This is a genomic window from Pseudoalteromonas rubra, from assembly GCF_005887095.1.
GTDB classification, from domain to species: Bacteria; Pseudomonadota; Gammaproteobacteria; order Enterobacterales; family Alteromonadaceae; genus Pseudoalteromonas; species Pseudoalteromonas rubra_E.
In genome coordinates this window covers 1-24,784 of record NZ_PNCI01000059.1, presented here as the reverse complement: position 1 = coordinate 24,784, position 24,784 = coordinate 1, and the positions used below count along the sequence as shown (strand labels likewise).

At 47.4% G+C, this 24,784-nt stretch carries 26 protein-coding genes; 5 read left to right on the top strand and 21 right to left on the bottom strand.

All coding sequences use genetic code 11. The annotated features are described in order from the left end of the window. Positions 1–31 precede the first annotated feature (31 nt). Positions 32–706 carry a ComF family protein gene (locus tag CWB99_RS20905; RefSeq protein WP_171045415.1) on the top strand — a complete coding sequence of 225 codons (675 nt, stop codon included), beginning with the start codon at positions 32–34 and terminating at the stop codon, positions 704–706. On the opposite strand, the gene CWB99_RS20900 is transcribed toward CWB99_RS20905, so the two are convergent. Further along, the gene (locus CWB99_RS20900; RefSeq protein WP_138551716.1) at positions 703–3,237 is read right to left on the bottom strand and encodes a M14 metallopeptidase family protein; all 2,535 of its coding nucleotides are present in this window, start codon (positions 3,235–3,237) and stop codon (positions 703–705) included. The genes CWB99_RS20905 and CWB99_RS20900 overlap by 4 nt on opposite strands. A gap of 155 nt (positions 3,238–3,392) precedes the next feature. On the opposite strand from CWB99_RS20900, the gene nfuA reads away from it, so the two are divergent. Together nfuA and CWB99_RS20890 are read left to right on the top strand one after the other, a co-directional pair. Then, entirely contained in the window at positions 3,393–3,968 is a 576-nt protein-coding gene (nfuA, locus tag CWB99_RS20895) for a Fe-S biogenesis protein NfuA (protein WP_046007063.1), read from the top strand. Positions 3,969–3,974: 6 nt separating this feature from the next. After that, entirely contained in the window at positions 3,975–4,247 is a 273-nt protein-coding gene (locus CWB99_RS20890; protein WP_138551715.1) for a hypothetical protein, read from the top strand. A 21-nt stretch (positions 4,248–4,268) separates the two neighbouring features. Here the strand turns inward: CWB99_RS20890 and dinF are convergent, their stop codons facing one another. Continuing rightward, the gene (gene dinF, locus CWB99_RS20885; RefSeq protein ID WP_138551714.1) at positions 4,269–5,600 is read right to left on the bottom strand and encodes an MATE family efflux transporter DinF; all 1,332 of its coding nucleotides are present in this window, start codon (positions 5,598–5,600) and stop codon (positions 4,269–4,271) included. On the opposite strand from dinF, the gene CWB99_RS20880 reads away from it, so the two are divergent. Next, positions 5,577–6,623: a polysaccharide deacetylase family protein gene (locus CWB99_RS20880; protein ID WP_138551713.1), complete on the top strand. Its 1,047-nt coding sequence runs from the start codon at positions 5,577–5,579 to the stop codon at positions 6,621–6,623. The genes dinF and CWB99_RS20880 overlap by 24 nt on opposite strands. Here CWB99_RS20880 and CWB99_RS20875 read toward each other — a convergent pair. The 13 genes from CWB99_RS20875 to CWB99_RS20815 form a co-directional block, all read right to left on the bottom strand. Continuing rightward, positions 6,601–7,632: a protein-glutamate methylesterase/protein-glutamine glutaminase gene (locus tag CWB99_RS20875; RefSeq protein ID WP_138551712.1), complete on the bottom strand. Its 1,032-nt coding sequence runs from the start codon at positions 7,630–7,632 to the stop codon at positions 6,601–6,603. The two genes, CWB99_RS20880 and CWB99_RS20875, sit on opposite strands and share 23 nt — an antisense overlap. A gap of 9 nt (positions 7,633–7,641) precedes the next feature. Then, positions 7,642–8,256: a chemoreceptor glutamine deamidase CheD gene (gene cheD, locus CWB99_RS20870; RefSeq protein WP_138551711.1), complete on the bottom strand. Its 615-nt coding sequence runs from the start codon at positions 8,254–8,256 to the stop codon at positions 7,642–7,644. Continuing rightward, positions 8,253–9,074 (bottom strand): CheR family methyltransferase, encoded by an 822-nt coding sequence (locus CWB99_RS20865; protein ID WP_138551710.1) that lies wholly within the window; start codon positions 9,072–9,074, stop codon positions 8,253–8,255. Before CWB99_RS20865 ends, cheD begins: the two co-directional genes overlap by 4 nt. A 162-nt stretch (positions 9,075–9,236) precedes the next feature. Then, positions 9,237–11,918, bottom strand: coding sequence for a methyl-accepting chemotaxis protein (locus tag CWB99_RS20860; RefSeq protein WP_138551709.1), 2,682 nt, complete (start codon positions 11,916–11,918; stop codon positions 9,237–9,239). A gap of 1 nt (position 11,919) precedes the next feature. Further along, complete coding sequence (locus tag CWB99_RS20855; protein WP_138551708.1) at positions 11,920–12,435, bottom strand: chemotaxis protein CheW; 516 nt, start codon at positions 12,433–12,435, stop codon at positions 11,920–11,922. Next, the gene (locus tag CWB99_RS20850) at positions 12,432–14,540 is read right to left on the bottom strand and encodes a chemotaxis protein CheA (protein WP_138551707.1); all 2,109 of its coding nucleotides are present in this window, start codon (positions 14,538–14,540) and stop codon (positions 12,432–12,434) included. The genes CWB99_RS20855 and CWB99_RS20850 overlap by 4 nt, the downstream gene beginning before the upstream one ends. Positions 14,541–14,558: 18 nt before the next feature. Beyond that, entirely contained in the window at positions 14,559–14,921 is a 363-nt protein-coding gene (locus CWB99_RS20845; protein WP_046007072.1) for a response regulator, read from the bottom strand. A 9-nt stretch (positions 14,922–14,930) separates the two neighbouring features. Further along, positions 14,931–15,203: an STAS domain-containing protein gene (locus tag CWB99_RS20840; RefSeq protein ID WP_138551706.1), complete on the bottom strand. Its 273-nt coding sequence runs from the start codon at positions 15,201–15,203 to the stop codon at positions 14,931–14,933. A gap of 124 nt (positions 15,204–15,327) precedes the next feature. Further along, the gene (locus tag CWB99_RS20835) at positions 15,328–15,930 is read right to left on the bottom strand and encodes an SCO family protein (protein ID WP_138551705.1); all 603 of its coding nucleotides are present in this window, start codon (positions 15,928–15,930) and stop codon (positions 15,328–15,330) included. Beyond that, positions 15,927–16,832, bottom strand: coding sequence for a heme o synthase (cyoE, locus tag CWB99_RS20830; protein WP_138551704.1), 906 nt, complete (start codon positions 16,830–16,832; stop codon positions 15,927–15,929). The genes CWB99_RS20835 and cyoE overlap by 4 nt, the downstream gene beginning before the upstream one ends. Positions 16,833–16,835: 3 nt before the next feature. Next, positions 16,836–17,828, bottom strand: coding sequence for a COX15/CtaA family protein (locus tag CWB99_RS20825; protein WP_138551703.1), 993 nt, complete (start codon positions 17,826–17,828; stop codon positions 16,836–16,838). Continuing rightward, positions 17,825–18,322, bottom strand: coding sequence for a transmembrane cytochrome oxidase associated protein (locus tag CWB99_RS20820; protein ID WP_138551702.1), 498 nt, complete (start codon positions 18,320–18,322; stop codon positions 17,825–17,827). The genes CWB99_RS20825 and CWB99_RS20820 overlap by 4 nt, the downstream gene beginning before the upstream one ends. Continuing rightward, positions 18,315–19,046, bottom strand: a complete 732-nt coding sequence (locus CWB99_RS20815; protein WP_138551701.1) for an SURF1 family protein — start codon at positions 19,044–19,046, stop codon at positions 18,315–18,317. Before CWB99_RS20815 ends, CWB99_RS20820 begins: the two co-directional genes overlap by 8 nt. Positions 19,047–19,051: 5 nt before the next feature. On the opposite strand from CWB99_RS20815, the gene CWB99_RS20810 reads away from it, so the two are divergent. Continuing rightward, entirely contained in the window at positions 19,052–19,360 is a 309-nt protein-coding gene (locus CWB99_RS20810) for a DUF2909 domain-containing protein (RefSeq protein ID WP_138551700.1), read from the top strand. On the opposite strand, the gene CWB99_RS20805 is transcribed toward CWB99_RS20810, so the two are convergent. The 6 genes from CWB99_RS20805 to CWB99_RS20780 form a co-directional block, all read right to left on the bottom strand. After that, entirely contained in the window at positions 19,260–20,123 is an 864-nt protein-coding gene (locus CWB99_RS20805; RefSeq protein WP_138551699.1) for a cytochrome c oxidase subunit 3, read from the bottom strand. The two genes, CWB99_RS20810 and CWB99_RS20805, sit on opposite strands and share 101 nt — an antisense overlap. Then, on the bottom strand, positions 20,116–20,745 hold the full coding sequence (locus CWB99_RS20800) for a cytochrome c oxidase assembly protein (RefSeq protein ID WP_138551698.1): 630 nt from the start codon (positions 20,743–20,745) through the stop codon (positions 20,116–20,118). Before CWB99_RS20800 ends, CWB99_RS20805 begins: the two co-directional genes overlap by 8 nt. Next, on the bottom strand, positions 20,742–22,340 hold the full coding sequence (gene ctaD, locus CWB99_RS20795) for a cytochrome c oxidase subunit I (protein ID WP_138551697.1): 1,599 nt from the start codon (positions 22,338–22,340) through the stop codon (positions 20,742–20,744). Before ctaD ends, CWB99_RS20800 begins: the two co-directional genes overlap by 4 nt. After that, a complete protein-coding gene (gene coxB / locus CWB99_RS20790) occupies positions 22,337–23,449 on the bottom strand; it encodes a cytochrome c oxidase subunit II (protein WP_249332030.1) in 1,113 nt (370 codons plus the stop codon). The genes ctaD and coxB overlap by 4 nt, the downstream gene beginning before the upstream one ends. A gap of 329 nt (positions 23,450–23,778) precedes the next feature. Next, the gene (lexA, locus tag CWB99_RS20785; RefSeq protein WP_054017508.1) at positions 23,779–24,387 is read right to left on the bottom strand and encodes a transcriptional repressor LexA; all 609 of its coding nucleotides are present in this window, start codon (positions 24,385–24,387) and stop codon (positions 23,779–23,781) included. Positions 24,388–24,543: 156 nt separating this feature from the next. Further along, the coding region (locus tag CWB99_RS20780) for a hypothetical protein (protein ID WP_212748533.1) at positions 24,544–24,784 on the bottom strand (241 nt) is incomplete at its 5' end.

The following is a 24,784-nucleotide window of genomic DNA, read 5'->3' as shown; positions in this document are numbered from 1 at the left end:
CGCTATGATAGCGATTCAAGGATGGAAAGCAATGTCATTATCCCGTGTAATCACGCAGACTCTGTTCCCCTGCCAGTGCGCCTGTTGCCGCAGTCCAATGGAAACCACTGGCCTGTGCGCATCATGCCTGGAGGCCCTGCCACTTTTCTCGCCTGCAGAGGGGAACCTGCTATTTCGCCCGGATATACAAGCGCAGTTTAGCTTACCTTGCTGTGATGGGCTGATCGCCTGTGGGTGGTATCGTGGCGCACTGAAACGTTGGCTGTGTGAGTTAAAACTGCATCAGAGAAACCATGCAGCCTGCTTGCTACGTCAGGTCATTGCGCACCAGTGGCAGTGCTACTGTGAGGAGCAACTGATTGATGTTGATGCCGCTATTATTATCCCTTTGCCCAGACACCGTTTGATCAACCGTGGTTTTAATCAGGTGATGCAGACCTGGGGCCAAGTACTTGAACCCCAGCTATCGATTCTACCTGTATTATCAAAACGTATGACCCGACCCCAGCAATCGATGAATCGCAGGGCAAGATTGCAAAACCAGCGCCAGGCTTTTACCTTATCGGGAACACTGGTTGGCAGGCGTGTTGTGTTGGTTGATGATGTGATCACCACTGGGGCAACCCTAAATGCAGCTGCCCAGCTCTGCCAACGCGCTGGCGCTGAACAGATCTGGGCATGTGCTACATGTCTGACGCCAGCCTAATGAACTGCTTGTGCGAAAAAGAGCGCATTATTAAACAGTCGGCTGCTGCCATACCAGAAACCACGAAACACAGGGTTGTCCGTCATCGCTATTACCACCCCATTTCCATAGCTGTCAGCGACCAGTGCTGCTGATTTTGCGATTTGTGAGACATTCCGCTCGTCAGCATAACCCGCAAGTAGCGGCTGTTGTTGATACACAGCCACATCGAGGAACGGGGCTTCATTGGGCTCAATCACCCAGGTGCTGTTTTTGAATACTGGCAAGATGTGATTGTCAAAACCAAAGGCCAGTGGATGGGACAGATCTAAGCGTGTCTCAAAAATGGCACCTGCAATTCTTTGTTGTGCAGCCAGTTGCTCTTTGTCTTCAAAACGCAGTCCCTTGGTATCAAACGCCTCGCGCATTTCTTTACTGCCGATGACCTTGGCATTGAGCAACTGGTGCTCGATCAGCCACTGCGCACCGCGCTTATGACCCCAGATAACACCGCCTTTATGGACCCAACTGATAATAGCAGCTTGCGCTTTTTTACTCAGCGCTGAATAGCGCCCATCGGCCAGCACAATGTGGCTATAGCGACTCAGGTCAACCCGTTCAAGACGATTTAGTTCAATGATGCTGGGGGCAATCCCCACATGCCTGTCGAGATGGTACCAGACTTCGCCCACCTCATACTGACTGGTACCCTGACCACCCACCAATAATACTTCAGGCTTGTGCAGTGGCATCATACGACGGGAACCTAAATCGATCCCCTGGGGCGTCAGACCCGAGCTGATAGTTGTAAGGGGAATACCGAGTTCCCTTGCCTGCTTTGTCAGCAAGTGCTGCCAGTCATGCTGGTGTTGCAGCCCCGCAGGGATCACAACCGTGCCGGCATCAAAATGTTGCTCTCCGTTTGCCAGTTTGGCAGTGAATGACTGCAATGCGACCCGCGCTTCCAGCCCTTGTGTCAATAGCTGGTTAAGTAACTTAGGTGCCAGATAATGCTGCCATGAAAAGGCATAAGCGTACGCTTTATCAGACATCGGCTCTGGTTCACTCAAGGCGGCCGGCTGCCACTGAGTGTCACTGACATTCAGACCCCAACTACTGGCGACCTGCGCAAAGTCCAGGTCATAGGCATATGGCAAGGTCCATCCCGATACATCGTAAAATGTATTGTCCTTAAAATGCGTTTGTTCGCTGAACATGGCCAGGATGAGGCGAACCTGAGGCTGCGCCAGTGGGATGTAAAGATCCCCAGCCTTAAATTGATGTGTTTTAACCTTTAATGGTTTTTCCAGCCGATACGCCTTCACCTGATGCTGGTTCAATAACGCAACAAACTGCTTTAACCGATATAGATCTTTACCAGCCGACACCACATATCCCTGAAAGTCTTGTTGTTTTGCTTCTTTGAGCGCACTTGAATAAAAGTGCTGCTGGTAATCAAGTAGTGCCTGACGGTTAGCAGCCGCTCCCTGAATTGTTGAAAATGAAGTAATAAGCTGGTTCTTGATCGTCTGTGGAAAGGTCAGCAAGCCATTAATGGTCTCCTGTGCATGGCCACGGCTACTGGCTTGCTCAAACAAAATACCCACAGAGCCATTAATATCCGGGTAGGTTGATCCTTTGCCATAGTAAAAGTCGTCAAAACTCTCCTGAGTAAAATACAGCTGACCGGTCTGGTCCAGTGCATCTGCATGAAACTGACCAATGGCCGCAGTTAAACTTTGGTTACGCTCGGGCGTCAGTGGATGCGTGCGCGATGGGATCCCAGGCTGGAAAAAGTAGCTTGAGTTAGGTCCCATTTCGTGAAAATCAGCCAAGACATTAGGCTTCCACTCATGAAATGCCGCGATCCGTGCCTGTGACTCGGGATGTTGCAGCAACAGCCAGTCCCGATTTAAATCAAACCAATAGTGATTGGTTCTGCCAGAGGGCCAGCCTTCAACATGCTCTCTGTGTTGCGGGTCGCTTGACAGTACCTGGCCGCGATGACTATTCGCCCAATTAGCAAAACGCGCCAATCCGTCCGGATTCAGTGATGGGTCTAGCAATATCACAGTATCGCGCAATAGGGCCTCTATTTTCTCCCCCTGAGCAGCCGCCAGATAGTAAGCCACCAGCATGGCCGTGTTACTGCCCGACGGTTCATTGCCGTGAACACTATAACCGAGCCAGACAATGGCCGGCGCCTCTTTACGGGGCTGTGACTGTTGCAGCGCAGTGAGGTGTGCACTTTTTACTGCTTCTATGTCTTTAAGCCGTTTTTCATTGGTGATCGTCAGTAATACCAGTGGCCGGTGTTCATGGCTGTGACCTATGGTCTTTATCGTTACCCGCGGGCTGGCCTCTGCCAACTTGCTTAAGTAGTGTACCAATTGCTCCGGGCGCACATGCCACTCTCCGACTTCATACCCCAGCACCTCATGTGGTTTTGGAATGAGTGGGTCAAATTGTTGTGTGTCATCAAAATAAAAACTCAGTGGCTTGGCGCTGAGTTGCAAACTCAACACACACAGCGCGATTAACAGGCGATACATAGTTACTCCATCTACTCCGGCAATTTTTAACCAGCCAGTACGCTAGCAATGAGGCTCGAGTTGCTGCAAATTTTTACGCCCAACACTAGCTACAACAAGATGAGGGGAGTATCATAGGGATTAACCGAGTAATTTAGTCAAGTATAGCGTAGATTATGATCACAATTTCAGAGACAGCTCAGTCACACTTTGCCAAGCTATTGGCCGACCAAGCCGATGGTACAAACATTCGCGTATTCGTCGTAAACCCAGGTACAGCTCAGGCTGAATGTGGCGTTTCATATTGTCCAGCCGATGCCGTTGAAGACAGCGATATCCGCTTACCATTCAATGGATTTGATGCCGTTGTCGACGCAGAAAGTGCACCATTCCTTGAAGAAGCAGAGATCGACTTTGTCACTGATAAAATGGGCAGCCAGCTGACCCTTAAAGCGCCTAACGCTAAAGCGAAAAAGCTCAGCAACAATGCGTCACTGGAAGAGCGTGTCGAGCATATGCTGGTGACCGAAGTAAACCCTCAATTAGCCAATCACGGTGGCCAGGTCAGCCTGGTTGAAATCACGGCCGAGGGCATTGCCGTATTACAATTTGGCGGCGGTTGTAACGGCTGCTCTATGATCGATGTCACACTCAAAGAGGGTATCGAAAAAGAAATGATCGCTAAGTTCGAGGAAATCACCGGTGTCCGTGACATCACCGAACACTCACGGGGCGATCACTCCTACTATTAAATCCGTATGCGGTATTTAATATATCGCTTAGGGTCGCACCCTAAGCGTAGCCTGCGATTCTTCCTCTCAGGGCTGGCGTTATTTGTTCTGAGTATGGTGCTCATTGCCTTAGGCTATTTTTATCAGCCCTGGCTGCAACTGCCTGGAGTGATGGTTCTGATACCCGCGCTGGGTGTTGCAGGTTATGGTTACCTGGGAATTTTCGCCAACCGTTTTTCTCAGGTGCTATCGGCACGCGAAGCAGCCAAAGCGGCAGCCAAAAAAGCCTTTGAGGAGTAACCCACCTCCTCATTAGATTACCTACTCCAGTAACTGCTGTCTGACACTCAACTGCCGGAACTTGAGTATCAGGGTCAGCCCCCTCAGTGCCATAAAGCAGCTCATGGCAAACCATAAGCCATGATTCCCCCAATGCTGAACCAGCCAGAACGGCACGAAGAACCCAAGCACAGCAGACAATAACATACTGTTGCGCATTTCTTTTGCGCGGGTCAGACCTACGAAAACACCATCAAACAAAAAGCAGCTTGTTGCAATCAATGGAAGCACTATCAACCAGGGCAAATATATTTGCGCAGTATCGATAACAGCAGGAATATCGGTCAATAAGCCAATTACAAACGGACCAAAAAGGGTAAATACCCCCGTGTATAACAGTGCAAAGCAACCAGCCCAGAAGCAGCTGATCCGGACCCAGCGCCTTAACATAGTCAGATCCCGGGCTCCTTTTGCCTGCCCGACTTTAGCTTCGACCGCATAGGCAATGCCATCCATCGCAAAGCTCACCAGCATCAGGAAATTCAGCAATACCGCATTGGCAGCCAGAATATCTTCGCCCAGTCTTGCACCATAAAAGGTCATAAAGCTGAAACACAGCTGCAGCATGAGTGAACGAATGAAGATATCACGATTCAGATGCAGCAGACGCTGTACTTCTTGTCGGTGAGGAACTTTGAGCTGCCACTGCCAGCCAGCGTCGTTCAGCACCTTGCGAAGCAAACAACAAGACAACACCAGCGCCGAATAGTCTGCAATCACTGATGCCCAGGCGGCACCTGCAACGGCAAAATCCAGCACCACCACAAACAATACATCCAGCACTATATTAACGATATTAGTAAACAGCACCACATAGAAAGGACCACGCCCGTATTGCATCCCCAACATAAACCCAAGCATCACCAGGTTTAGCATGGCCGCTGGCGCACTATAAATTCTAATGGAGAAGTATACCTCGGCTTGCTCAAGCACCTGAGACGTTGCACCGGACAACACCGCTATGAGCTCAAGCAACCAAGGCGTACACCCTATCAGCAACAAAGAAAATACCAGAGCAAAACTCATACTGGCTGAGAGTGACTGCAGCGCCCGGCCTGAATCCTGCTGACCATGTGCCTGAGCAATCTCCCCCGTGGTACTCATTCGCAGAAAACTGGCCAGCCAGAACAGCAAAGCAATACTGCCAGAGCCCAGCGCTATCCCGGCAAGGTAATATGCATCACTCAAATGACCAATCACAGCAGTATCAACTAACCCTAACAGGGGCACCGAAATATTTGATAAAATCATCGGAGCAGCAATAGCAAGCAACTGAAAATGGTGGGAAGTATGCGCTCGATTAAGTGGTTTCATGTTTTAGTTCTTATACTCGTTTTATTTAATACCCGAACAGGCCTGGCCGCGGTCATTCTACAATATCATCATGTCAGTGAAAAACTGCCGGCGGTGACCAGTGTCAGTGAAGCTACTTTTCGCCAGCACCTGAATTTTCTTAAGTCGGAGCAGTTCTCAGTCATCGCGCTAGATGAACTGATTCAGCAGCTACAAGCAGGAAAAACCCTGCCACCTAAAACAGTCGCCATCACCTTTGATGATGGCTATCTAAACAATATGGAAGCCGCCGCACCGATACTTGAACAGTTTGGCTACCCTTACACAATTTTCGTAAATCCTAAGCTTATCGATGAAAAGAAAGGCTACGTTATGAGCTGGCCACAGCTACGACAACTGTCAAAACGCGGCGCATTAATCGCCAATCACAGTGCGCAACATGACTATTTACACCTCAAAAAGGCAGGAGAAAGCCAGGCACAATGGCGTAGCCGGATCCGTCAGGATTTGGTCTGGTCACAGGCCAGGATCAAAGAAGAAATAGGTCATGACTTACCTTACATAGCTTATCCCTACGGCGAGTTCGATCGCCCTTTACAGGATCTGGTCGCGGAACTTGGCCTGGTCGGGATTGGCCAACATTCTGGTGCTGTGGGGCCAGACTCAGACTTTACCCGGCTGCCACGGTTTCCTGCATCCGGCATTTATGCCAATCTCAGCACCTTAAAAACCAAACTGTATTCACTGGCATTTTCACTTGCAAAAGCTGACTACCAGGACTCGGTCACGGATAATCGAACCCCATCAATCACGCTGACTTTTAAAGAAATGGATTTCTACCAAAACCAGTTTGCTTGTTTTGTTTCAGGGTTAGGCAAAGCCGATTTGACTTGGCAGGGAGAAAAGACCGTGACCATTACAACCCCCAAACCTTTGTCTAGTGGCCGTTCGAGATACAACTGTACTGCGCCGTCTAAACGCTTTAGCGGACAGTTCTATTGGTACTCACAACCTTGGGTCGTTACTGACGCTTCACAGCATTAAGCAACTCCATTGTCACTTTAGACAAGGGGACCACTTTCTCAGCCGCCTGCAGTTCAACGGCGGCTCGGGGCATGCCCCACACAACCGATGTGGCTTCATCCTGAGCCAACGTTTTTGCTCCGCCCTCTCTCAGACGTAATAAAGCTGCAGCACCATCACTGCCCATACCGGTTAGCAGGCCTGCACTCACTTGTTTTGCCCACGGCATCAAAGAATCGAACAACACATCAACAGATGGCCGATGACGATTAACTTTCTCGCTCTGACAGAGCTGGCATTGCAAGCGCCCGCCTTTTTGAACGATTTTGAGGTGCATGTCTCCCGGTGCAATAAACACATGGCCGGGCATAAGGACATCACCATCCTCGGCTTCTTTCACATGTACATCACAACAACGGTCCATACGCAGCGCAAACGAGGTACTAAACACCGGTGGTATATGCTGTGCTATAACGACGGGGGGGCAATGCTTGGGTAAGCGCACCAACACTTCACGCAGCGCTTCGGTACCACCGGTAGATGCCCCTAGTGCCAATACGGCACTGCTTTTAAACTGTGTATGCTGAGACACCGGCATTTGACTGGTATCTTTTTCTGCACGAAATGCGTAGAGATTGGCCTGGCGAGCAATTCTTATTTTCTGATGTAGCGTTTCTGCGTAGGCAGTGAGCTTTTCAGCGACATTTGAGGTGGGTTTGGCAATAAAGTCGATTGCACCCAATTCAAGCGCTTCCAGTGTGGCGGGCGATCCTTGTTGCGTTAAAGTCGACAGCATAATCACGGGCATGGGGCGTAATCGCATAAGATTTTTAAGAAAACTCAGCCCGTTCATTTTTGGCATTTCTATATCGAGTGTTAACACATCTGGGTTCAGCTGCTTAATCATGTCTCGTGCCTGATAGGGGTCTTCTGCTGCGCCAACCACCTTAATGTCATCGGCAGCCTCCAAAACCGCCGTTAATATCGCTCTGAGTGATGGGGAGTCGTCAACTATCAATACCTTAATCATGCATTCCCTCTAAAACAGCTCAATATCAGTTTGTTTGCCTTGCTCTTCAATATCATGCAGATATTTGACCTCACGTTTTTCAATGGTGTCATTATGCATCTGACGTAACTTTTTAACCTGAGCTTTGCCGGTTTGGGGGTGGAATACCACTTTGCGTGGCCACGGACCACCAACATCGTGAGAAACCAGCGCGAGCTGTTCTTCCTCAACATAGGCTTCCGCAAACCGAATATTGCCAATGCCTATGTCAGTCATCGAACTGATGATTTTACCTCCACCAAACAATTTTATTTTCAGGTTTTCACGTCTGGCGCCATTTTTAATCACTTCGTTAATCAGATATTCCATCGCCCAGTTACCATAGCGGCAATTGAGATCATCGGCATGAATTGAGGAGGTACCCTTTACGCCAGGTAACATAAAGTGGTTCATACCTCCAACACCTTGTTTTTCATCATAAATGCATGCGGCAATGCAAGAGCCCAAGACAGTCGAAATCAGTTCGTCGCTTTTAGACACATAAAACTCTCCTGGCAGTACTTTGGCCACTACAGCTCCCCGGCCAGAATCCCAGAACCGTTTTACATGCTCAAAACCGTGTAGTACTGGCTGAAACTGATTCATATCTGTGCTGCCTTTTGATACATAGTTTTCCCCAGGTTCTTAAACTCCAGATGCTCCTTGCCCATTGTCTCAGAATGGCCAATAAACAAATAACCGTGCTCTGCCAGCAATTGATAGAAGTTCTCAAACAACCTGTCCTTTGTTGTCTTGTCAAAATAGATCAGCACATTGCGACAAAAAATCACATCGAAAGGCCCTTTCATAGGCCAGGGCTCAAGCAAGTTAAGGCGTTTAAAGTACACACTTGCCCGCAACTTATCTTTTACTCTGTATTGGCTTCCATCAGGGCTGCACATAAACCACTTTTTTAGGTGTTCATCGGTCAGGCCGGTCACTGAAGCGCTGTTATAGATACCTTCTTGCCCTTTGTGCAAGACGTTGGAGTCTAGGTCAGTTGCCAGTACCTTGACATCCCAGTCAGCTGGAAACGCATTACTGATTGTCATAGCAATACTGTATGCTTCTTCTCCGGTAGAACAACCCGCTGACCATATCCTGATGCGTCTATCTGTTTTATGCCTCTCCTTGAGCTGAGGGATCACTTGTTGGTGCAAAAAATCAAAATGATGTGACTCACGAAAAAAAGAGGTCAGATTTGTCGTGATGGCATTAATAAAGTGGCTAAACTCTGCGTCTGTATCTTCATTTAGAAATTCAAGATAGTCAGAAAAAGAGCTTAACCCGTTTGCTCTCACCCTGCGTGCAAGCCGCGAGTACACCATATCGCGTTTGTGAGGCCCAAGCACAATGCCACATGTTTCGTAAACGCGTCGAGAGATACTGCTGAAGTCCTCGTCGGTCATCAAAAATTCTTTCATATCTCTGCTCACTCATACGCAGTGAAGTCTCAACTCCCGTGGCTTGCTGTGCCATATGCTACTTCTGAATATTACTCCGGGTGACAAAGACCTATTTCCAAGGCGGAGCCGCACCCGTTACAGCATCGCGGCTCCGTAAAAATTGTAACGAACTCCAAGCAGTTAAAATTCTTCCCACTCCTCAGAGTCGTCTGCAAAGCGGTTGGCAGCTGGCTCCAGCGGTTGCCGCACTGGACGATTTTGGGGAGCCGACAAGCCAATCGGCGTATGGGCTTGGCCATTGGTCGTTTTAGTTTGTTCCGGTATTGCTTGGCGAGCAACAGGCGCTTCACTCACTTTGAAAAAGTTCAACATATTACGCATATCATTGGCCTGCTCAGCCATCGATTCTCCAGCAGCAGACGCTTGCTCAACCAGGGCCGCGTTTTGCTGAGTCATTTCATCCATCTGAGTGACCGCTTTGTTAACCTGTTCAATCCCTGAGCTCTGCTCCACCGACGCATCAGCTATATCGGAGATCATGTTCGTTACCCGTCTGACTGACGCAACTATCTCTTTAAGGGTCTCACCCGATTCATTCACTAACAGCGTACCATCTTCAACCTTGCTTACACTGTCTCGGATCAAATCTTTGATTTCTTTTGCCGCACCAGCTGAACGCTGGGCCAAGTTACGTACTTCGCCCGCGACTACAGCGAAACCGCGCCCCTGCTCACCGGCACGCGCAGCCTCAACTGCCGCATTGAGAGCCAGCAGGTTTGTCTGGAAAGCAATTTCGTCGATCACACTGATGATGTCAGCAATTTTCTTACTCGCATCATTGATAGCGGACATGCTTTCAACCGCTCGATTGACCACTTCACCACCGCGCGTTGCTTTCTCACTGGTTTCTTCGGCCAGTTCATTTGCGACTTTAGCATTGTCTGCATTCTGACGAACCGTACTCGTCATTTGCTCCATGCTTGAAGCTGTTTCTTCAAGAGAAGAAGCCTGCTCTTCTGTACGCTGGCTCAAGTCAGCATTACCTTGTGATATTTCTTCTGCACCACTGGCTACCAGCCCAGCTGAGGCACTGATCCGCTCTAACACATTGGTTAGCTTGTCGGCCGTACTGTTGGCGTCTTGCTTCAATTTATCAAACGCCCCCTGATACTCAGCTTCAATTCGCTGCGTCAGATCTCCCCTGGCAAGCGCATCAAGCATGTTGCCGGTATCGGCTACAGCACAATCGACACTTTCCAGTAAGCCATTCAGGCCTTGTGTTAAGCGTAAATAGAAGCCCTGCTTATCACCTACCTCCAATCTGGCGGACAGGTTACCTGCCCGGGCCGATTCAACAACAGCGTTCACTTCCTGTTCAATGGCGACTTCACCGGTTCTGTCTTCCCACTCTACGACGGTACCCGTACGTTCACCTGTGTCTGTAATGATCGGATTAGCAACCAATCCAAAAGTCCGCCCCCCCACTTTAATCTCTGTTTTGTAGGGTTTAGACAAGGTTTCCAATAGGCGTCTCTGATGCGCAGGATTACGGTGGAATACATCAATATTTTGTCCGACTAACTGACTGCTATCGAAGTTAGGTAAGTCTTTACGAATATCAGACTCAGCGTTTCTCATCATCTCGAGCACAGCCTGATTCATGTATATAATCGTATTGGACGAGTCCGCAATCATGGTATTGGTTTGCACATTGTCGAGTGCCCGCCGCACCCGCAGGTTTTCATTGGCAACCTGGCGCGCTTTTTTCTCTGTGGTCAGTCGCTCTGTTTTATCCTCCCACTCCACCACTGTACCGATGCGTATCCCTGTTTGATCAAACACCGGCGTGGCAATCAAGCCAAAGTTAAAGCCCGCTATAACTATATCTGTGTTGTACACGTCCGATAATTTGTTCAGTATGCCGCGTTGATGTTGCGGATTAGCATGAAATACATCAATGTTGGTTCCTATCAGGGTATCTGCATCAAAGTTAGGTAGTGCCGTGCGAAGCTGCTCTTGATTTTTTCTGAGCATCGCCAGCACAGACTCGTTGACATAAACAATATTAAGGTGCTCATCTGCTAGCATCACATTGGCCTGACACACGTCCAGTGCACGCGAAATACGTGCATTTTTCTCTGCTAAGCTTCTATGCTTTTCTTCCACCGCCAGCCACTCAGTTTGGTCTTTCCACTCCACCAGCGTCGCGATTCGCTGCCCTTCTTCAAATACAGGCGTTGCAATCAGCTCGAACGTTAAACCGGCAACTTTTATCTGGGTTTGATATGTTTCTCGCAGATTAGCCAGAATATTGCGTTGATGACTTGGGTTTTTATGGAAAGAGTCAATGTTGGTACCAATCAGGCTCGCAACGTTAAACCCAGGCAGGTCAGCTTGTAATTGACGTTCATTCGCGCTTAACATGGATTTGACTGAATCATTCAAATACACAATATTCAGGTCTTTATCCGCAACCATGATATTGGCTTGGCATCCCTTTAAAGCCAGTAACAGGCCCTGTGTGTGGTCAGAGTGTTGTTCTTCATGAGCCACATTTAAGGCTTGAAATAATTCAGGGAAATCTGTGAGATCCATTGCATGCAAAACACTCTGGTCATCCATAGACATATGGGGGAGAACACGATATACACAGCCAAGTTGAGCGCCCAGCACTGACAGCGCCATTTTGAGATAGCCCAGCGCAATTACAACGCCGAATACAGGTAGGGCTATCGATAACATCTTCATTTGCTCAGAGCCTGTGCCCCCAAGTTGGAGCCCAAGTATGATACTGACGATCAGGATCACACCCGCAATTAAGATTTTATTGTTTAAACTACTTTGAATACTCTGACTACTCATCTCAGCCCCCGCTGCTCTTAACACTGCTCTTGTCGTGTAAATCGAGCACTTTTTTCAGATTTAGTAACACCACCATTTTTTCCCCAACATTGACCAACCCATGAACAAACTGGGCGTTCTCAGAATCCTGAAAGTCCGGTACGTCTTTGGCTTTTTCTTCGGAGATGCTGTACACATCAGACACGGCATCAACGACAATCCCCATCAATTTGGTCTGTTCTTTTAGTTTTACCGACACCACTATGACGACCGTTAACGGGCCGTAGTCGATATGCGTTATGCCAAAACGCTGCCGCAAGTCAATAATAGGGACTATGGTTCCACGTAAGTTCATTGCTCCCTTCACGTAAGATGGTGAGTTGGGGATGACAGTGACAGGCTCCCAACCCCGAATTTCCTGAACCGCTAATATATCAATGCCGTATTCTTCTTGGTCCATCATGAATGTCAGAAACTGTTTTTCATCACTCTCGGTGTCCAGTACCAATTGTTGATTTAATTTTGTATGCTCTGTCATGCTGTAACCGCCTCATCCGCCTTCAGATCTACAAGCAATTCTGAAGAGCCAGGCCGCCTTAGGCCGCTCAGTTTGATTAATCCACTAATATCTATGATCAAAGACACCGTTCCATCACCCAAAATGGTTGCGCCTGATATACCATCAACACGTTGGTAGTTGGCCTCTAAACTTTTTATGACAACCTGCTGTTGCGCAAGCAAATCATCCACCAGAATTCCAACCTTATAATTGTCGTTTTCAACAACCACCAGTAAGGTTTTATCGAGCTCTTCTCTCGCCCCTCTGTGATTGAAAATATCGTACAAACGCAATATCGGGATATATTCGTCACGCAAACGCAGCACCTGTAACCCTTTGCCAACGTTACTCACTTTGGCAATATCAATTTGTAGTGACTCAACAATAGAGATCAGGGGGATAATATAAGTATGGTCAGCAACCTGTACGAGCTGACCGTCCAAAATGGCTAAGGTGAGAGGAAGACGAATTGTAAACGTTGAACCAACACCCGCCTCTGAGCTCACCTCGACCGAGCCATTTAAAGCCTGGATGTTTTTGCGAACCACATCCATTCCGACACCGCGCCCGGAGATTTCACTGACATTGTCGGCAGTGGAAAATCCAGGCATGAATATCAGCTCATTAATTTCGTCAACTGTGAGCTCATCCATTTCCTGGATCAGCCCGTTTTGAACGGCTTTATTACGAATTTTCTCTGTATCCAGACCTTTGCCATCGTCCATAATTTCGATAACAATATTACCGCCCTGATGAAATGCGTTTAACGTAACGGTCCCAACGGGGTCTTTGCCTTGCGCGATACGTTGCTCTGGGGTCTCTAGCCCATGATCCAGAGAGTTGCGCACCAAGTGCACCATAGGATCCGAGAGCTTTTCCATCACCGTTTTGTCCAGCTCAGTTTGCTCTCCAATCAACTTAAGCTCAACTTGCTTGTTCAGTTTTTGTGAGATGTCTCGTACCAGCCTGGGAAAGCGACTAAAAACAAAGCTTATCGGTAGCATACGAATACGCATCACATTTTCCTGAAGGTCACGCGTATTGTGCGCCAACTGTGCCAGACCTTCCTGTAATGCGGCAATACTGGATTCCGTTATTTCCTGCTCGCCAATCTGGCTAAGCATTGCCTGTGTGATGACCAGCTCACCGACCATGTTAATCAATGAATCGACTTTATCGATACCCACCCGAATGGAAGTCGTACTGGGATCGGCGTTTTTTCGGGCATCTTTAACTTGTGGTGATTCTTTCTTTATTTCCTGAACAGGTTTTGTAAGGGCTGAGCTATCAGCCTGCGATTCGGGCTCACCAGGGGGATGTTGCGTATCGCTTTCAGAGGGCTCACTGGCGGGTTCTTCGAACAAACCTCCACATTGAACTATGGTGATCTCGGCATCATCCTCAACCCATTCGAATATTTCCCGAATGGCGCTCTCCCCGCGCGTCGTTGTCAGAAAAAACCGCCAATATAAATAACAATCCTCGGGGTTGAGTTGTTTAAATTTAGGCAGTTCATCATGTAATACTTGCGTTTCTAATTCACCAAGTTCAGCTAATTCCGCAATCATAAACAAGGGTTCATTACCTGTTTTGAACAGATAAGGCAATGGCTTGAAGTCGATCTGAAAGGTGATAGGGAGACTCGAACTTTCTCCGGGTTCGCTGACTTCTTCAGCCTGACTGCTTGAGGCATTGTCGCCATTGAGGATGGCTTCAAACCGCAACTTTAGCTCATTCGCTTCCTCTTGCTCGGGCTCCTGCTGTGCTTGTAACGCCGTCAACATAGCACGCAAGCAGTCTACGGCCTTGAGCAGCAAGTTTACATGCTCTGCGGTGAGCTGGCGTTCTCCATTGCGAATTTGATCAAGCAACGTCTCAAGTACATGAGTGAAGTCAGAGACAGCCGTAAAGCCAAAGGTACCGCTGCCTCCCTTTATCGAATGTGCAGCCCGAAATATGGTGTTGATGGTTTCCTGATCTTCTTTCCCCGGCTCGAGACTTAGTAGCTCGGACTCCATCGCATCAAGCCCTTCAAAGCTTTCTTCAAAAAAAACGTCGAAAAACTGACTTAAGTCGATACTCATGGCAGCACCTCGTAAGGGTTAACGAATTACTTTTTTCAGTACAGCCAGTAGTTGTTCCGGATTAAATGGTTTCACAATCCATCCTGTCGCACCTGCTGCTTTACCTTCGCTTTTTTTGTCCAACCCAGACTCAGTGGTCAGCATCAGAAGTGGCGTGAATTTATAGTCTGGCAGATTACGCAACTCTCGTATTAATGTAATACCGTCCATCACCGGCATATTCACATCTGAGATCACAGCATCAAACCCTTGTTGCTTAGCCAGATTGAGTGCTTCACTGCCATCCTTAGCTTCTACCACATCAAAGCCTGCTTTTTTCAATGTAAAGCCAACCATCTGACGCATCGAAGCAGAATCATCCACAGCTAAAATCTTTTTCATAATGACCTCTTAATTCGTACTACTGATAGATAAAAGTTCGGTTAACCCTAGTTTCTCAACAGATAAAGACAATGCAGCACTTTCGCCTACCCACATGATCTGCTGCTCAATATCCCATAAATACTTTTGCAGCGCGCACAACAGTTGAATTGAAGCCGTGTCCGCATGCTGTACTTCACTAATGTCTAAAGAAATGGCATGACCAGCTTCGAGCTCTAGCAACAACTGTTGATGCAACTCTTCAACCTGGTTTATCACAAGCTCTGAGGGGAGTTTAATCATGTGCCTTGCACATTCCTTGCAAATCTTATTGATATGAATAGATTAGACCGTGACCGTGAAATTGCCATATTTATAACGGAAAAGAAATAATTAATTATTAAATTCAGTGACTTTACTCAGCTCACTAGTACTTGGACACGATTACTTTAAAGTCGTCTATGAGCTGTTCGGCATTGATAACGGGCACTTCTCCGGCCTTGAACTCTGGTTTAAATATTGCCTCCAACTGTGCCTTTGGATTAACCAATGCAATGGATGCACTATGGTCAACATAATACTCGGGTTCATCACTGTTATTAATGGCATAGATCAAACCAATGTCTCTAACAAATGGAAATAAGACGTTATGCGGTGCAGACGCTGCGACAAACCGAGGGTTGAAATAGTCTATATACTGTTTGCGCTTTTCCTGAGTATCACGTTGTGGATCAACAGCAACGAACCAAACATTGACAGCCTGGACAGACTCCAGCGATGCAGCAATATTTGTCAGCTTAGCCAAGGTCATAGGGCATATATCGGGGCAGTGTGTGTAGCCGAGAAACAGCAAGCTCCATTGTCCAGTTAGCTGTTCAGTCGTCACCTGCTGGCCATGTTGATCTTCCAGAACGAACGGCTTTAGTGTCCGACTTTGCTCGTAATGTACGGCAAATTCAGATACTTTCGGTGCTGGCTGACACCCACTTAACATTGCCAGCACCACAAAAAGAATAAAAAGGGTTTTCATACCAGTGCTCTGTCTACGAATAATAAGATAAAGAGTAACAGCAAATACCAGATAGAAAAACGAAAAACCCCCATCGCCTGTTGCGCTGTATGATCCACGTACAGGCGCACAACTAAAAATGTAAAAACCCCATTGAGGATGCAAGCCGAAACCAGATACACAAGTCCCACCATACCAATCAAATATGGCAACACACATACCAGGGATAGCAACACCGTATAGACGACCATACATAGCTTGGTAAACTGTATCCCATGTGTGACGGGCAGCATGGGGATCCCTGCTCTTGCATAATCCGCTTTGCGAGCGATCGCCAGTGCCCAAAAATGAGGCGGCGTCCAGGCAAAAATAATCATAACCAACAACCAGGGCTCTGCTGCCAAAGTACCCGTCTCGCTAACCCAACCGAGCAATGGTGGTAACGCACCTGCGAGCCCACCAATCACAATGTTTTGTGGTGTCATATGCTTGAGAAACACAGTATATACAACGGCATAGCCAAGTAATGCCAGCAAAGTCAGTACCGCGCATAACCAATTACTAAACCATAAAAGACCTATGGTCCCAGTAACGGCCAGGCAGGCAGCAAAGAGTAGCGCTTTAGATACAGAGAGTTGTTGCATGGCAAGAGGCCGATGGCGCGTCCTTGCCATTTTACTGTCTCTGTTACGGTCTACGACATGATTGATGGCCGCTGCCGACGCAGAGATCAGGCCAATTGATATTAAGCTCATTAATTGCTGGCCATAACTACGCCCTAAATCAGGTGCAAGTGCGAGACCCACCCAGGCCGTCAGCACCAGCATCAAAACCACCTTGGCTTTGGTAATCGCCAGGTAAGGCTTCATACCGGAAAAGAAATCAGGAAAAACAGAGCCGAGTTGTTGTACGCTCATCGCCATACCTTACCCCCTGGATTGATAAAACAGTAGATAACACACCCGAACCAGTGACAGTAACAAAAGTGCAGCCATCACGTTGTGGAACAACGTCAGCAACAAGGGGAACTGCCAATGTACAATTGCCCCCCCTAAAAGAACTTGGCACAGCACCAAAATAGCCGGGAACAAAATAACAGGCCTTACACGTATGTCAGGAATACGCACATAAAGTCTCCAGCAAAGAAACAAAATAGCGGCCAGCGTTACCATGGCCCAAATCCGATGAACCAGGTGGATAGAAAGACGAGTTTCAAAAGGTAAGACACCGAACTCATAGCTGGCAGAGGAGTGTGGTAACTGAAACAAGCTACTCAGCGAGAACAGCTCACCATTTTCACACAGCGGCAATCCTCGGCAGTGTGGTGCAGCGTAATTTGCAGCCAGCCATCCTCCCAGTGCAATTTGTATTATCAAAACCATGAGTACACTGAGTGCTATCACTCTCAGGCCTGATAAATGCGTAATAGTGACGGCAGGCGGCTTACTGGCTTTAAGCCACAGCAGGGTCAACAGGCTGAGTATGGTAAACCCACCCAGCAAATGGCCCATGACAATCAATGGCTGCAAGTTCATCGTCACTGTCCACATACCCAGCAGCGCCTGAAACACGATTAATACGACAAGCAAAGTAGACAAGCCTTTGATCCCTTTACTATAGCTAGGATGACGCAGTGCTAAAATGAAAATCGCGGCAACGACTAACCCTAACCCACCGGCAAAATACCTGTGTACCATTTCAATCCAGGCCTTCTTTTGATGGACTTCGCTACCGGGAAACTTTTGTTGTGCAGATTTCAGTTCATGTGCTTCATTAGGCACCGTCAAAAAACCATAACAGCCGGGCCAGTCCGGACATCCCAGACCTGCATTACTTAGCCGGGTGTAGGCACCTAAGGATACAACCAGTGCTGCGAGCAACGCTGACATCAAAACCAGCTTTTTAAATCCCTGCGTCATTGACTACCTCCAGAACTGCTTCGTTCATAAGACAAGAGTTTTTTTAGATCTTTCAGCAGGCCTTTGAGCAATACTCTGTTTGCAGTTTGGTCCTGCTGTGGTAAATATTCCAGTACGACCAGACCACGCTTGTCGACCAAATAAAACGCCCCCGGTGACAATACTGGTGCTTCCGGTATTACGCTGGCCACTTCGCTCTGACCTTCCCCCAGCAACAAAAGACCAACTTGCTGACGATGCTTTCCCAAAGCAACAACTAACTGGTCCATTAATTCTGACTGACCCAGGCATGCCTGATTACAGTCTCTTGGTTGATTCAATGCAATAAACCAAGCTTTGTGCGCTTGTTCTGGTACACCCAGTATGATTTCCTGACTTAAAAACCGCCCCTGATTGGTCGTCGTGTCTGGTTGCCATCCAGACCTGAGTACGAGCCAGGCAGCAAGCAAAGGTATGATACAACACGCTAAAAATAATCCTGGAACCTTACTCATCATGCTTCCTTTTAAAGGCAAAATAGGGAATGATCATCGCCGCAACGGCCAGTAAAAACCATTGCAATGCATAGGCTCTATGCTTTTCCGGTCCCATCACCACCGCCTCATAATGAGGTAGAATTGCCGTAGTAACGGGACGAGAAACATACGCGAGTGTGGGCGCAACAGAGCGCTGTGTCTGAGAAATAAAAAATGCATGATCTAGATACTGGAGCAGCTGTGGCTGCGTAGCATTTAAGTCAGGCTGAGTTGCCAGAGTAAATCCCGCCCACTTACCGATTTTGAACTCAACGTCGATTGTTTGTTGTAAGGCAGGTAGCTCAACTTTTGGTAATACCGTACGACTTTGTGTTGCAGGTACAAATCCCAAATTAACGACAAGCCATTCGTCACGATATTCAGGGCGAAACAGAGCCACCACGTCATAGCCTGGTAATCCATCGACTATCTGGTTGTCGAGCAACCAGTAGCGTGATTCGTCAAAGTATCCACGTATCCGAAACTGTTTTCCCTCTAATGCCGCCTGGTTTTGCAGATCTGTAAGCGCATTAAACTCATGTGGTGCCTGGTCGCTTTGCCGCTTCTCAATCAGGTAAGATTTTTGGGCTGCTCTTTGCCATTGCCACACAGAGAGAGCCAAGCATGTACATACCACAACACTCACTGCCAAAAATGTGCAATATGCGCTAACCTTTGATCTACTTATACTTATCTGCGTCATATGCCATGCTACTCAAGTTAATTATTATTGTTTTGCTTTTCAGCATCATTTATAACCTGTTTCGAGCTTTGTTCATTATGCTCAAAGGAGATCACTCTGGTGAATCTATGTCTCGGCTCCTCGGTAAAAGGGTATTTTTCTCTGCAAGCGTGTTACTGCTTATTCTCATTGCGAAAGGGTTGGGCTGGCTCAACTTCAATCCAGCCCCGAACGCTATAACACATACACAAACACAAACAAGCACAGCCAAACCACGTCCACAAAATGCCAGTACCACGCGCCAGCCTGAAACGCAAAGTGGTTATGTGCGCTAAAATGGCCTTTCATCACCCTTAACCACACCACAGCTAAAATAATGGCTCCGAGCGTGACATGCATGCCGTGAAAGCCTGTGAGCATAAAGAAGGTGTTGCCGTAAATCCCTGCATCTAGAGTTAACCCCAGATCCTGATAAGCATGTATGTACTCCTCTACCTGAAGTACAAGAAACGCAAAGCCCAAAAGAATGGTGAGCCCCAAAAATACTTTTACTTTGTTTCTTTGGTCCTGCTCCATTGCACTGTGCGCAAAATGCAAAGTGACGGAAGAGATGAGGAGAATAATGGTGTTTATAAGGGGTAACCCCTGCCAGCCCATCGCCTGTGTTGTATCTCCACCTGGTGTACTCAGTAGCGGCCACACTGCCTCGAAGCTGGGCCACAGTATTTCGTGCGTCATAGCATTGTTACTTGCCCCACCAAGCCAGGGAACAGCAAACATTCGGGCATAAAATAAAGCACCAAAAAATGCAGCAAAAAACATCACTTCCGAAAAAATAAACCAAGCCATGCCCTGACGAAAAGAGCGGTCCATTTGCGCCGAATATAAGCCTTCTTGTGACTCATGAATGACGTGCCGAAACCACCCAGCCAGCATAAACAACAGCAGGCCAATTCCCGCATACAAGATGAACTGACCACTGGGACTCTCCATTACTGTTAACCCACCTCCTACGGCTACACCAAACAGCGCAATTGCCCCCACTATGGGCCACGGACTTTGCTCTGGTACATAGTATTTTTCGTAACCACTAGCCATGACTTATTCCTCGTATTTGTTGATACACTGCGGCCTGTATGCTCTGAGCATAGTCTTCGCTTACCGTGCCATCCATGAGATTCATTGCTGGCCCGTTATGAGCGGCCGCTTTTCTGTCTGTGATGTCATAGAGCGTATATGCGAGTGTCAGCTCTGCAATGTCATTGGGCAGTTCAGTATCTACATAGAAGCGCAACGTAAATGACATTTTCTGGCGAGCCTGCATACTCTGCTGGTCAAAGCAAAAACAAGCGAGTTTATGCAGATACTTAGCTGCCATACCGGGCGAAACCGAGGGAATAGCCTGCATAATCCGAGCATCACTACTTAGATTCTCGGCTGTGAAGTTCACCTCGGTTAACGTGCCAGGTGTTACTGTTACCTGATAAGTCGCCGCTTTCACCTTGAAAGGTGCCTGCCCTTGAGTGTGGGTCGTGAAACTGACATCAACTCGTCTTGCCAAATCTTGCTCTTCGCTTGCTTCAGCCGCTGTCAGCTCTACTTTGCCATTCAAACCGGTTATATCGCAAAACACGTCGTAAAGCGGTACCAGTGCAAATGCAAATGCAAACATACCCAAAACCAACAGCACAAGTTTTCTAAGCAACGGGGTATGCATCACTTCACCTCAGGGGGGGTACTGAAAGTGTGGTAAGGCGCAGGCGAAGCAACCTCCCACTCTAGCCCTTCAGCGCCATCCCATACTTTAGCAGGCGCACGCTGACCACCTGCGATACACTTAAAGACCACAGCCACGAACAGTAATTGTGACAAACCAAATGCAAACCCCCCGATACTGATCAAAGCATTAAAATCCGCAAACTGCAGAGCATAGTCAGGGATCCGCCTTGGCATCCCCGCCAATCCGACAAAATGCATAGGGAAAAAGAGGATATTTACACTGATAAGAGACAGCCAAAAGTGCCATTTGGCCAATGTCTCGCTATACATGTAACCCGTCCACTTGGGTAACCAGTAATAAGCGGCAGCCATGATAGAGAAAACTGCGCCTGTCACCAGTACATAGTGAAAATGAGCGACCACAAAATAGGTATCGTGATACTGAAAATCAGCGGGGGTAATCGCCAGCATCAGCCCGGAGAAGCCGCCAAGCGTAAACAACACGATAAATGCGATAGCAAAGAGCATGGGAACTTCAAAACTAATTGAGCCACGCCACATTGTGGCCACCCAATTGAAGACCTTTACACCCGTAGGCACGGAAATAAGCATGGTCGCGTACATAAAGAAGAGTTCACCCGCCAGCGGCATACCTGTGGTAAACATATGATGTGCCCACACGATAAACGACAAAAGCGCAATGGAAGATGTCGCATAGACCATAGACGCATAACCAAACAGTTTCTTTCTCGAGAATGTCGGCACGATTGTAGAAATCACCCCAAAAGCAGGCAAAATCATGATATATACCTCAGGGTGGCCGAAGAACCAGAAGATATGTTGAAACATGACCGGATCACCACCACCGGCAGCATCAAAAAAACTTGTACCAAAGTACTTATCTGTCAGCACCATAGTCACCGCACCAGCAAGCACAGGCATTACCGCAATCAACAGGAAGGCGGTAATCAGCCAAGTCCATACAAACAGTGGTAGCTTCATCCATGTCATACCCGGAGCGCGCATGTTGACTATAGTCACAATGACGTTGATTGCACCCATGATTGAACTAACACCCATAATATGAACAGCAAAGACAAATAATGCGGTGTTATCGTTGCTATAAGTCGTGGAGAGTGGCGCATAGAATGTCCATCCGAACGCAGGGCCACCGCCTTCCATAAATAACGAGGCAAGCAAAATAAGAAATGCAAATGGCAGGATCCAAAAGCTCCAGTTATTCATGCGTGGTAGTGCCATATCGGGAGCGCCGATCATCATGGGCACCATCCAGTTTGCAAGGCCTGTAAAAGCAGGCATGACAGCACCAAATACCATGATCAAACCATGCACTGTAGTCATTTGATTAAAAAAGTGTGGATCAACAAGCTGCAAGCCTGGCTGGAACAATTCAGCCCGAATGACCATAGCCATGCCGCCACCGATCAGGAACATCAACAACGAAAACAGTAAATACAAGGAACCTATGTCTTTGTGGTTAGTCGTAAAAAGCCAACGCTTAATTCCGGTAGCCGGACCATGGTGGTCATGCTCATGCTCTTGATCAAGAGCAGCCTGCTGTGTACTAGAAGTCATTTGGCTTCCTCCTGTTTACCGTCAAGGTAGGCTTGTATTTGACTAGGTTGGATGACTTCCCCGGTATCATTCCCCCAGCTATTTCTTTTATAAGTGATAACTCCCGCGACTTCTTTTAACGATAGTTGCTTCGCAAACGCTTGCATTGCGGTGCCAGGACGCCCTTCCATAATAATTTCAATATGAGCCTGTAAATCCCCGGTTACCATTGCGCTCCCTTTTAATGCAGGAAACACACCTTGTAGACCGAGCCCTGTAGGTTGATGACACGCCGCACAATAGGCCATGTAAACACGCTCCCCTGTAGCCATAAGCTCTTCTTTACTGAGCGTTTGGTCAAGTAAGGCAGCCTCTTGCTGAGCAGCAAGTGCTCTTTGTGCTTTTTCATTGGCAAGCCATTCCTGAAACTCTGCTTCAGGTTTGGCTTCTACAACGACAGGCATGAAGCCATGATCTTTACCGCACAACTCAGCACACTGACCACGATAGGTTCCGGGCTCATTTACATTCGTCCAGGCTTCGTTGATAAACCCTGGGTTAGCGTCTTTTTTAACTGCAAAATCAGGTACCCACCAAGAGTGAATTACATCATCAGAGGTCAATAAAAAACGTACTTTCTTGCCAGTAGGAATGACCAGAGGTTTATCAACCTCAAGCAAATAATTTTCTGTTTTGTTCTGCTTATTATCGATCTGCGCTCTCGGCGTAGACATAAGAGAATAGAAGTCCACATCATGGCCTAAATACTCATAGTGCCACTTCCATTGTGAGCCGGTTACTTTAATGGTTAGATCGGCCTTATCGGTATCTTCCATCGCAATTAATGTTTTTGTTGCAGGCACCGCCATTGCAACCAAAATTAAAAAAGGAATAGCTGTCCAGAGGATTTCGACTTTAGTGCTTTCGTGAAATTGTGCAGGTTCAGCACCTTTAGAGCGTCGATGATGGATCAGAGCCCAAAACATGACGGAGAAGACAATCAGCCCAATCACACAGCAGATCCAGAATATGGTCATGTGCAATTGATATACCTGATTGCTAATGTCAGTAACACCTGTGCGCATGTTATAGTCACTTGCGAACGTAAACGTACTGACAAGTAAACACATCGCAATTGTGATGAGTTTGGCTATTTTCATTAGACGTCTCCCTCAATTGCTTCAAGTGTGAGAAGCAACGGTTCTTATTATCGGATGACTGTCATTTCACTTGGGTTATCCCATGAGTACTGCACGACCACTTAACAACTAGTCAAAATTTAACCGTTTAGCAAGTTTTTATCTGACGCTGATTTTGATTTCTATGGTAGGGAAATATTTGAAAAATAGCTGTTTGTTAGGATTCACTCATACGCTGCAGCACTTGGGATGGCTGAGTATAAGTGTTTACAAGACGTAAAATTCGCCCGACTTATGTTGCGCCGGGCGGTAGGAAATATTTAAATATCACTGCGAATCACGCCGACGGCCAGGCCTTCGACAGAGAAGTTCTGTTGCTCTAGATCCACTTCAATAGGAGAGAAATCTTCATTTTCAGCATGTAAGTATACTTTCTTACCTAGCTTCTCAAAACGCTTAACTGTTACATCTTCCTCAACCCGAGCAACGACAACCTGGCCGTTATTCACAACCTGAGTACGGTGCACTGCCAATAGATCTCCATCCATAATCCCAATGTTCTTCATACTCATACCATTGACTCTTAATAGGTAGTCTGCGGCAGGATGAAACATAGCAGGGTCAACTGAGCAATGACTTTCAATATGTTCTTGCGCAAGTATCGGCTCGCCTGCGGCAACTCGACCAATTAAAGGCAAACCCAGTTGCTCAGGTTCGTCCTCAACCAAACGAATGCCTCGACTTGCACCAGGTACCATTTCGATTACGCCTTTTTTGGCCAATGCTTTCAAGTGCTCTTCTGCAGCATTTGCACTGCGAAACCCAAGCGAATCCGCGATCTCTGCTCGAGTCGGCGGCATGCCAGTATCCTTAATGAAAACTTTTATAAGTTCAAAAACTTGCTCTTGTCGTTTTGTAAGTGGTCGCATATAACTGGTTTTCCATACAGTGCATTTACTGTGAGTATATACAGTTATCATTTTTTCGCAATGGTTAATCGTCTCTAACCTGAAAACGAAGTTTAGTCATTCATTTAAATCTGTTTGTTATTAGATACAATCCTGTTCTTCGTTCATTGTGCGCCGTCAATGATTCAGCTGCCAGCCTGAACGAGCAACGTTTGCAACAACAACTCCTCCGTCATCCCGCACCCGATGCGAGAGCTGTTTAAACCGGTTTTTCAGTGCTGAGTAGGTTTGCTCCGGTGTATTTGTCATGCCTACGAAATAGCCTTGCAGCAGTGGCTTCAGGCTCACCCTGCTCTGCCACACTTCCAACAACTCCGTCGTCATCCCGCACGCGATGCGGGATCCATTTAAACCTGTT

Coding starts and splice junctions, on each gene's coding strand:
- CWB99_RS20905 (WP_171045415.1), top strand. CDS start 32: ATGTCATTATCCCGTGTAATCACGCAGACTCTGTTCCCCTGCCAGTGC.
- CWB99_RS20900 (WP_138551716.1), bottom strand. CDS start 3,237: ATGTATCGCCTGTTAATCGCGCTGTGTGTGTTGAGTTTGCAACTCAGC.
- nfuA (WP_046007063.1), top strand. CDS start 3,393: ATGATCACAATTTCAGAGACAGCTCAGTCACACTTTGCCAAGCTATTG.
- CWB99_RS20890 (WP_138551715.1), top strand. CDS start 3,975: ATGCGGTATTTAATATATCGCTTAGGGTCGCACCCTAAGCGTAGCCTG.
- CWB99_RS20880 (WP_138551713.1), top strand. CDS start 5,577: ATGCGCTCGATTAAGTGGTTTCATGTTTTAGTTCTTATACTCGTTTTA.
- dinF (WP_138551714.1), bottom strand. CDS start 5,600: ATGAAACCACTTAATCGAGCGCATACTTCCCACCATTTTCAGTTGCTT.
- CWB99_RS20875 (WP_138551712.1), bottom strand. CDS start 7,632: ATGATTAAGGTATTGATAGTTGACGACTCCCCATCACTCAGAGCGATA.
- cheD (WP_138551711.1), bottom strand. CDS start 8,256: ATGAATCAGTTTCAGCCAGTACTACACGGTTTTGAGCATGTAAAACGG.
- CWB99_RS20865 (WP_138551710.1), bottom strand. CDS start 9,074: ATGAAAGAATTTTTGATGACCGACGAGGACTTCAGCAGTATCTCTCGA.
- CWB99_RS20860 (WP_138551709.1), bottom strand. CDS start 11,918: ATGAGTAGTCAGAGTATTCAAAGTAGTTTAAACAATAAAATCTTAATT.
- CWB99_RS20855 (WP_138551708.1), bottom strand. CDS start 12,435: ATGACAGAGCATACAAAATTAAATCAACAATTGGTACTGGACACCGAG.
- CWB99_RS20850 (WP_138551707.1), bottom strand. CDS start 14,540: ATGAGTATCGACTTAAGTCAGTTTTTCGACGTTTTTTTTGAAGAAAGC.
- CWB99_RS20845 (WP_046007072.1), bottom strand. CDS start 14,921: ATGAAAAAGATTTTAGCTGTGGATGATTCTGCTTCGATGCGTCAGATG.
- CWB99_RS20840 (WP_138551706.1), bottom strand. CDS start 15,203: ATGATTAAACTCCCCTCAGAGCTTGTGATAAACCAGGTTGAAGAGTTG.
- CWB99_RS20835 (WP_138551705.1), bottom strand. CDS start 15,930: ATGAAAACCCTTTTTATTCTTTTTGTGGTGCTGGCAATGTTAAGTGGG.
- cyoE (WP_138551704.1), bottom strand. CDS start 16,832: ATGGCGATGAGCGTACAACAACTCGGCTCTGTTTTTCCTGATTTCTTT.
- CWB99_RS20825 (WP_138551703.1), bottom strand. CDS start 17,828: ATGACGCAGGGATTTAAAAAGCTGGTTTTGATGTCAGCGTTGCTCGCA.
- CWB99_RS20820 (WP_138551702.1), bottom strand. CDS start 18,322: ATGAGTAAGGTTCCAGGATTATTTTTAGCGTGTTGTATCATACCTTTG.
- CWB99_RS20815 (WP_138551701.1), bottom strand. CDS start 19,046: ATGACGCAGATAAGTATAAGTAGATCAAAGGTTAGCGCATATTGCACA.
- CWB99_RS20810 (WP_138551700.1), top strand. CDS start 19,052: ATGCTACTCAAGTTAATTATTATTGTTTTGCTTTTCAGCATCATTTAT.
- CWB99_RS20805 (WP_138551699.1), bottom strand. CDS start 20,123: ATGGCTAGTGGTTACGAAAAATACTATGTACCAGAGCAAAGTCCGTGG.
- ctaD (WP_138551697.1), bottom strand. CDS start 22,340: ATGACTTCTAGTACACAGCAGGCTGCTCTTGATCAAGAGCATGAGCAT.
- coxB (WP_249332030.1), bottom strand. CDS start 23,449: ATGTGTTTACTTGTCAGTACGTTTACGTTCGCAAGTGACTATAACATG.
- lexA (WP_054017508.1), bottom strand. CDS start 24,387: ATGCGACCACTTACAAAACGACAAGAGCAAGTTTTTGAACTTATAAAA.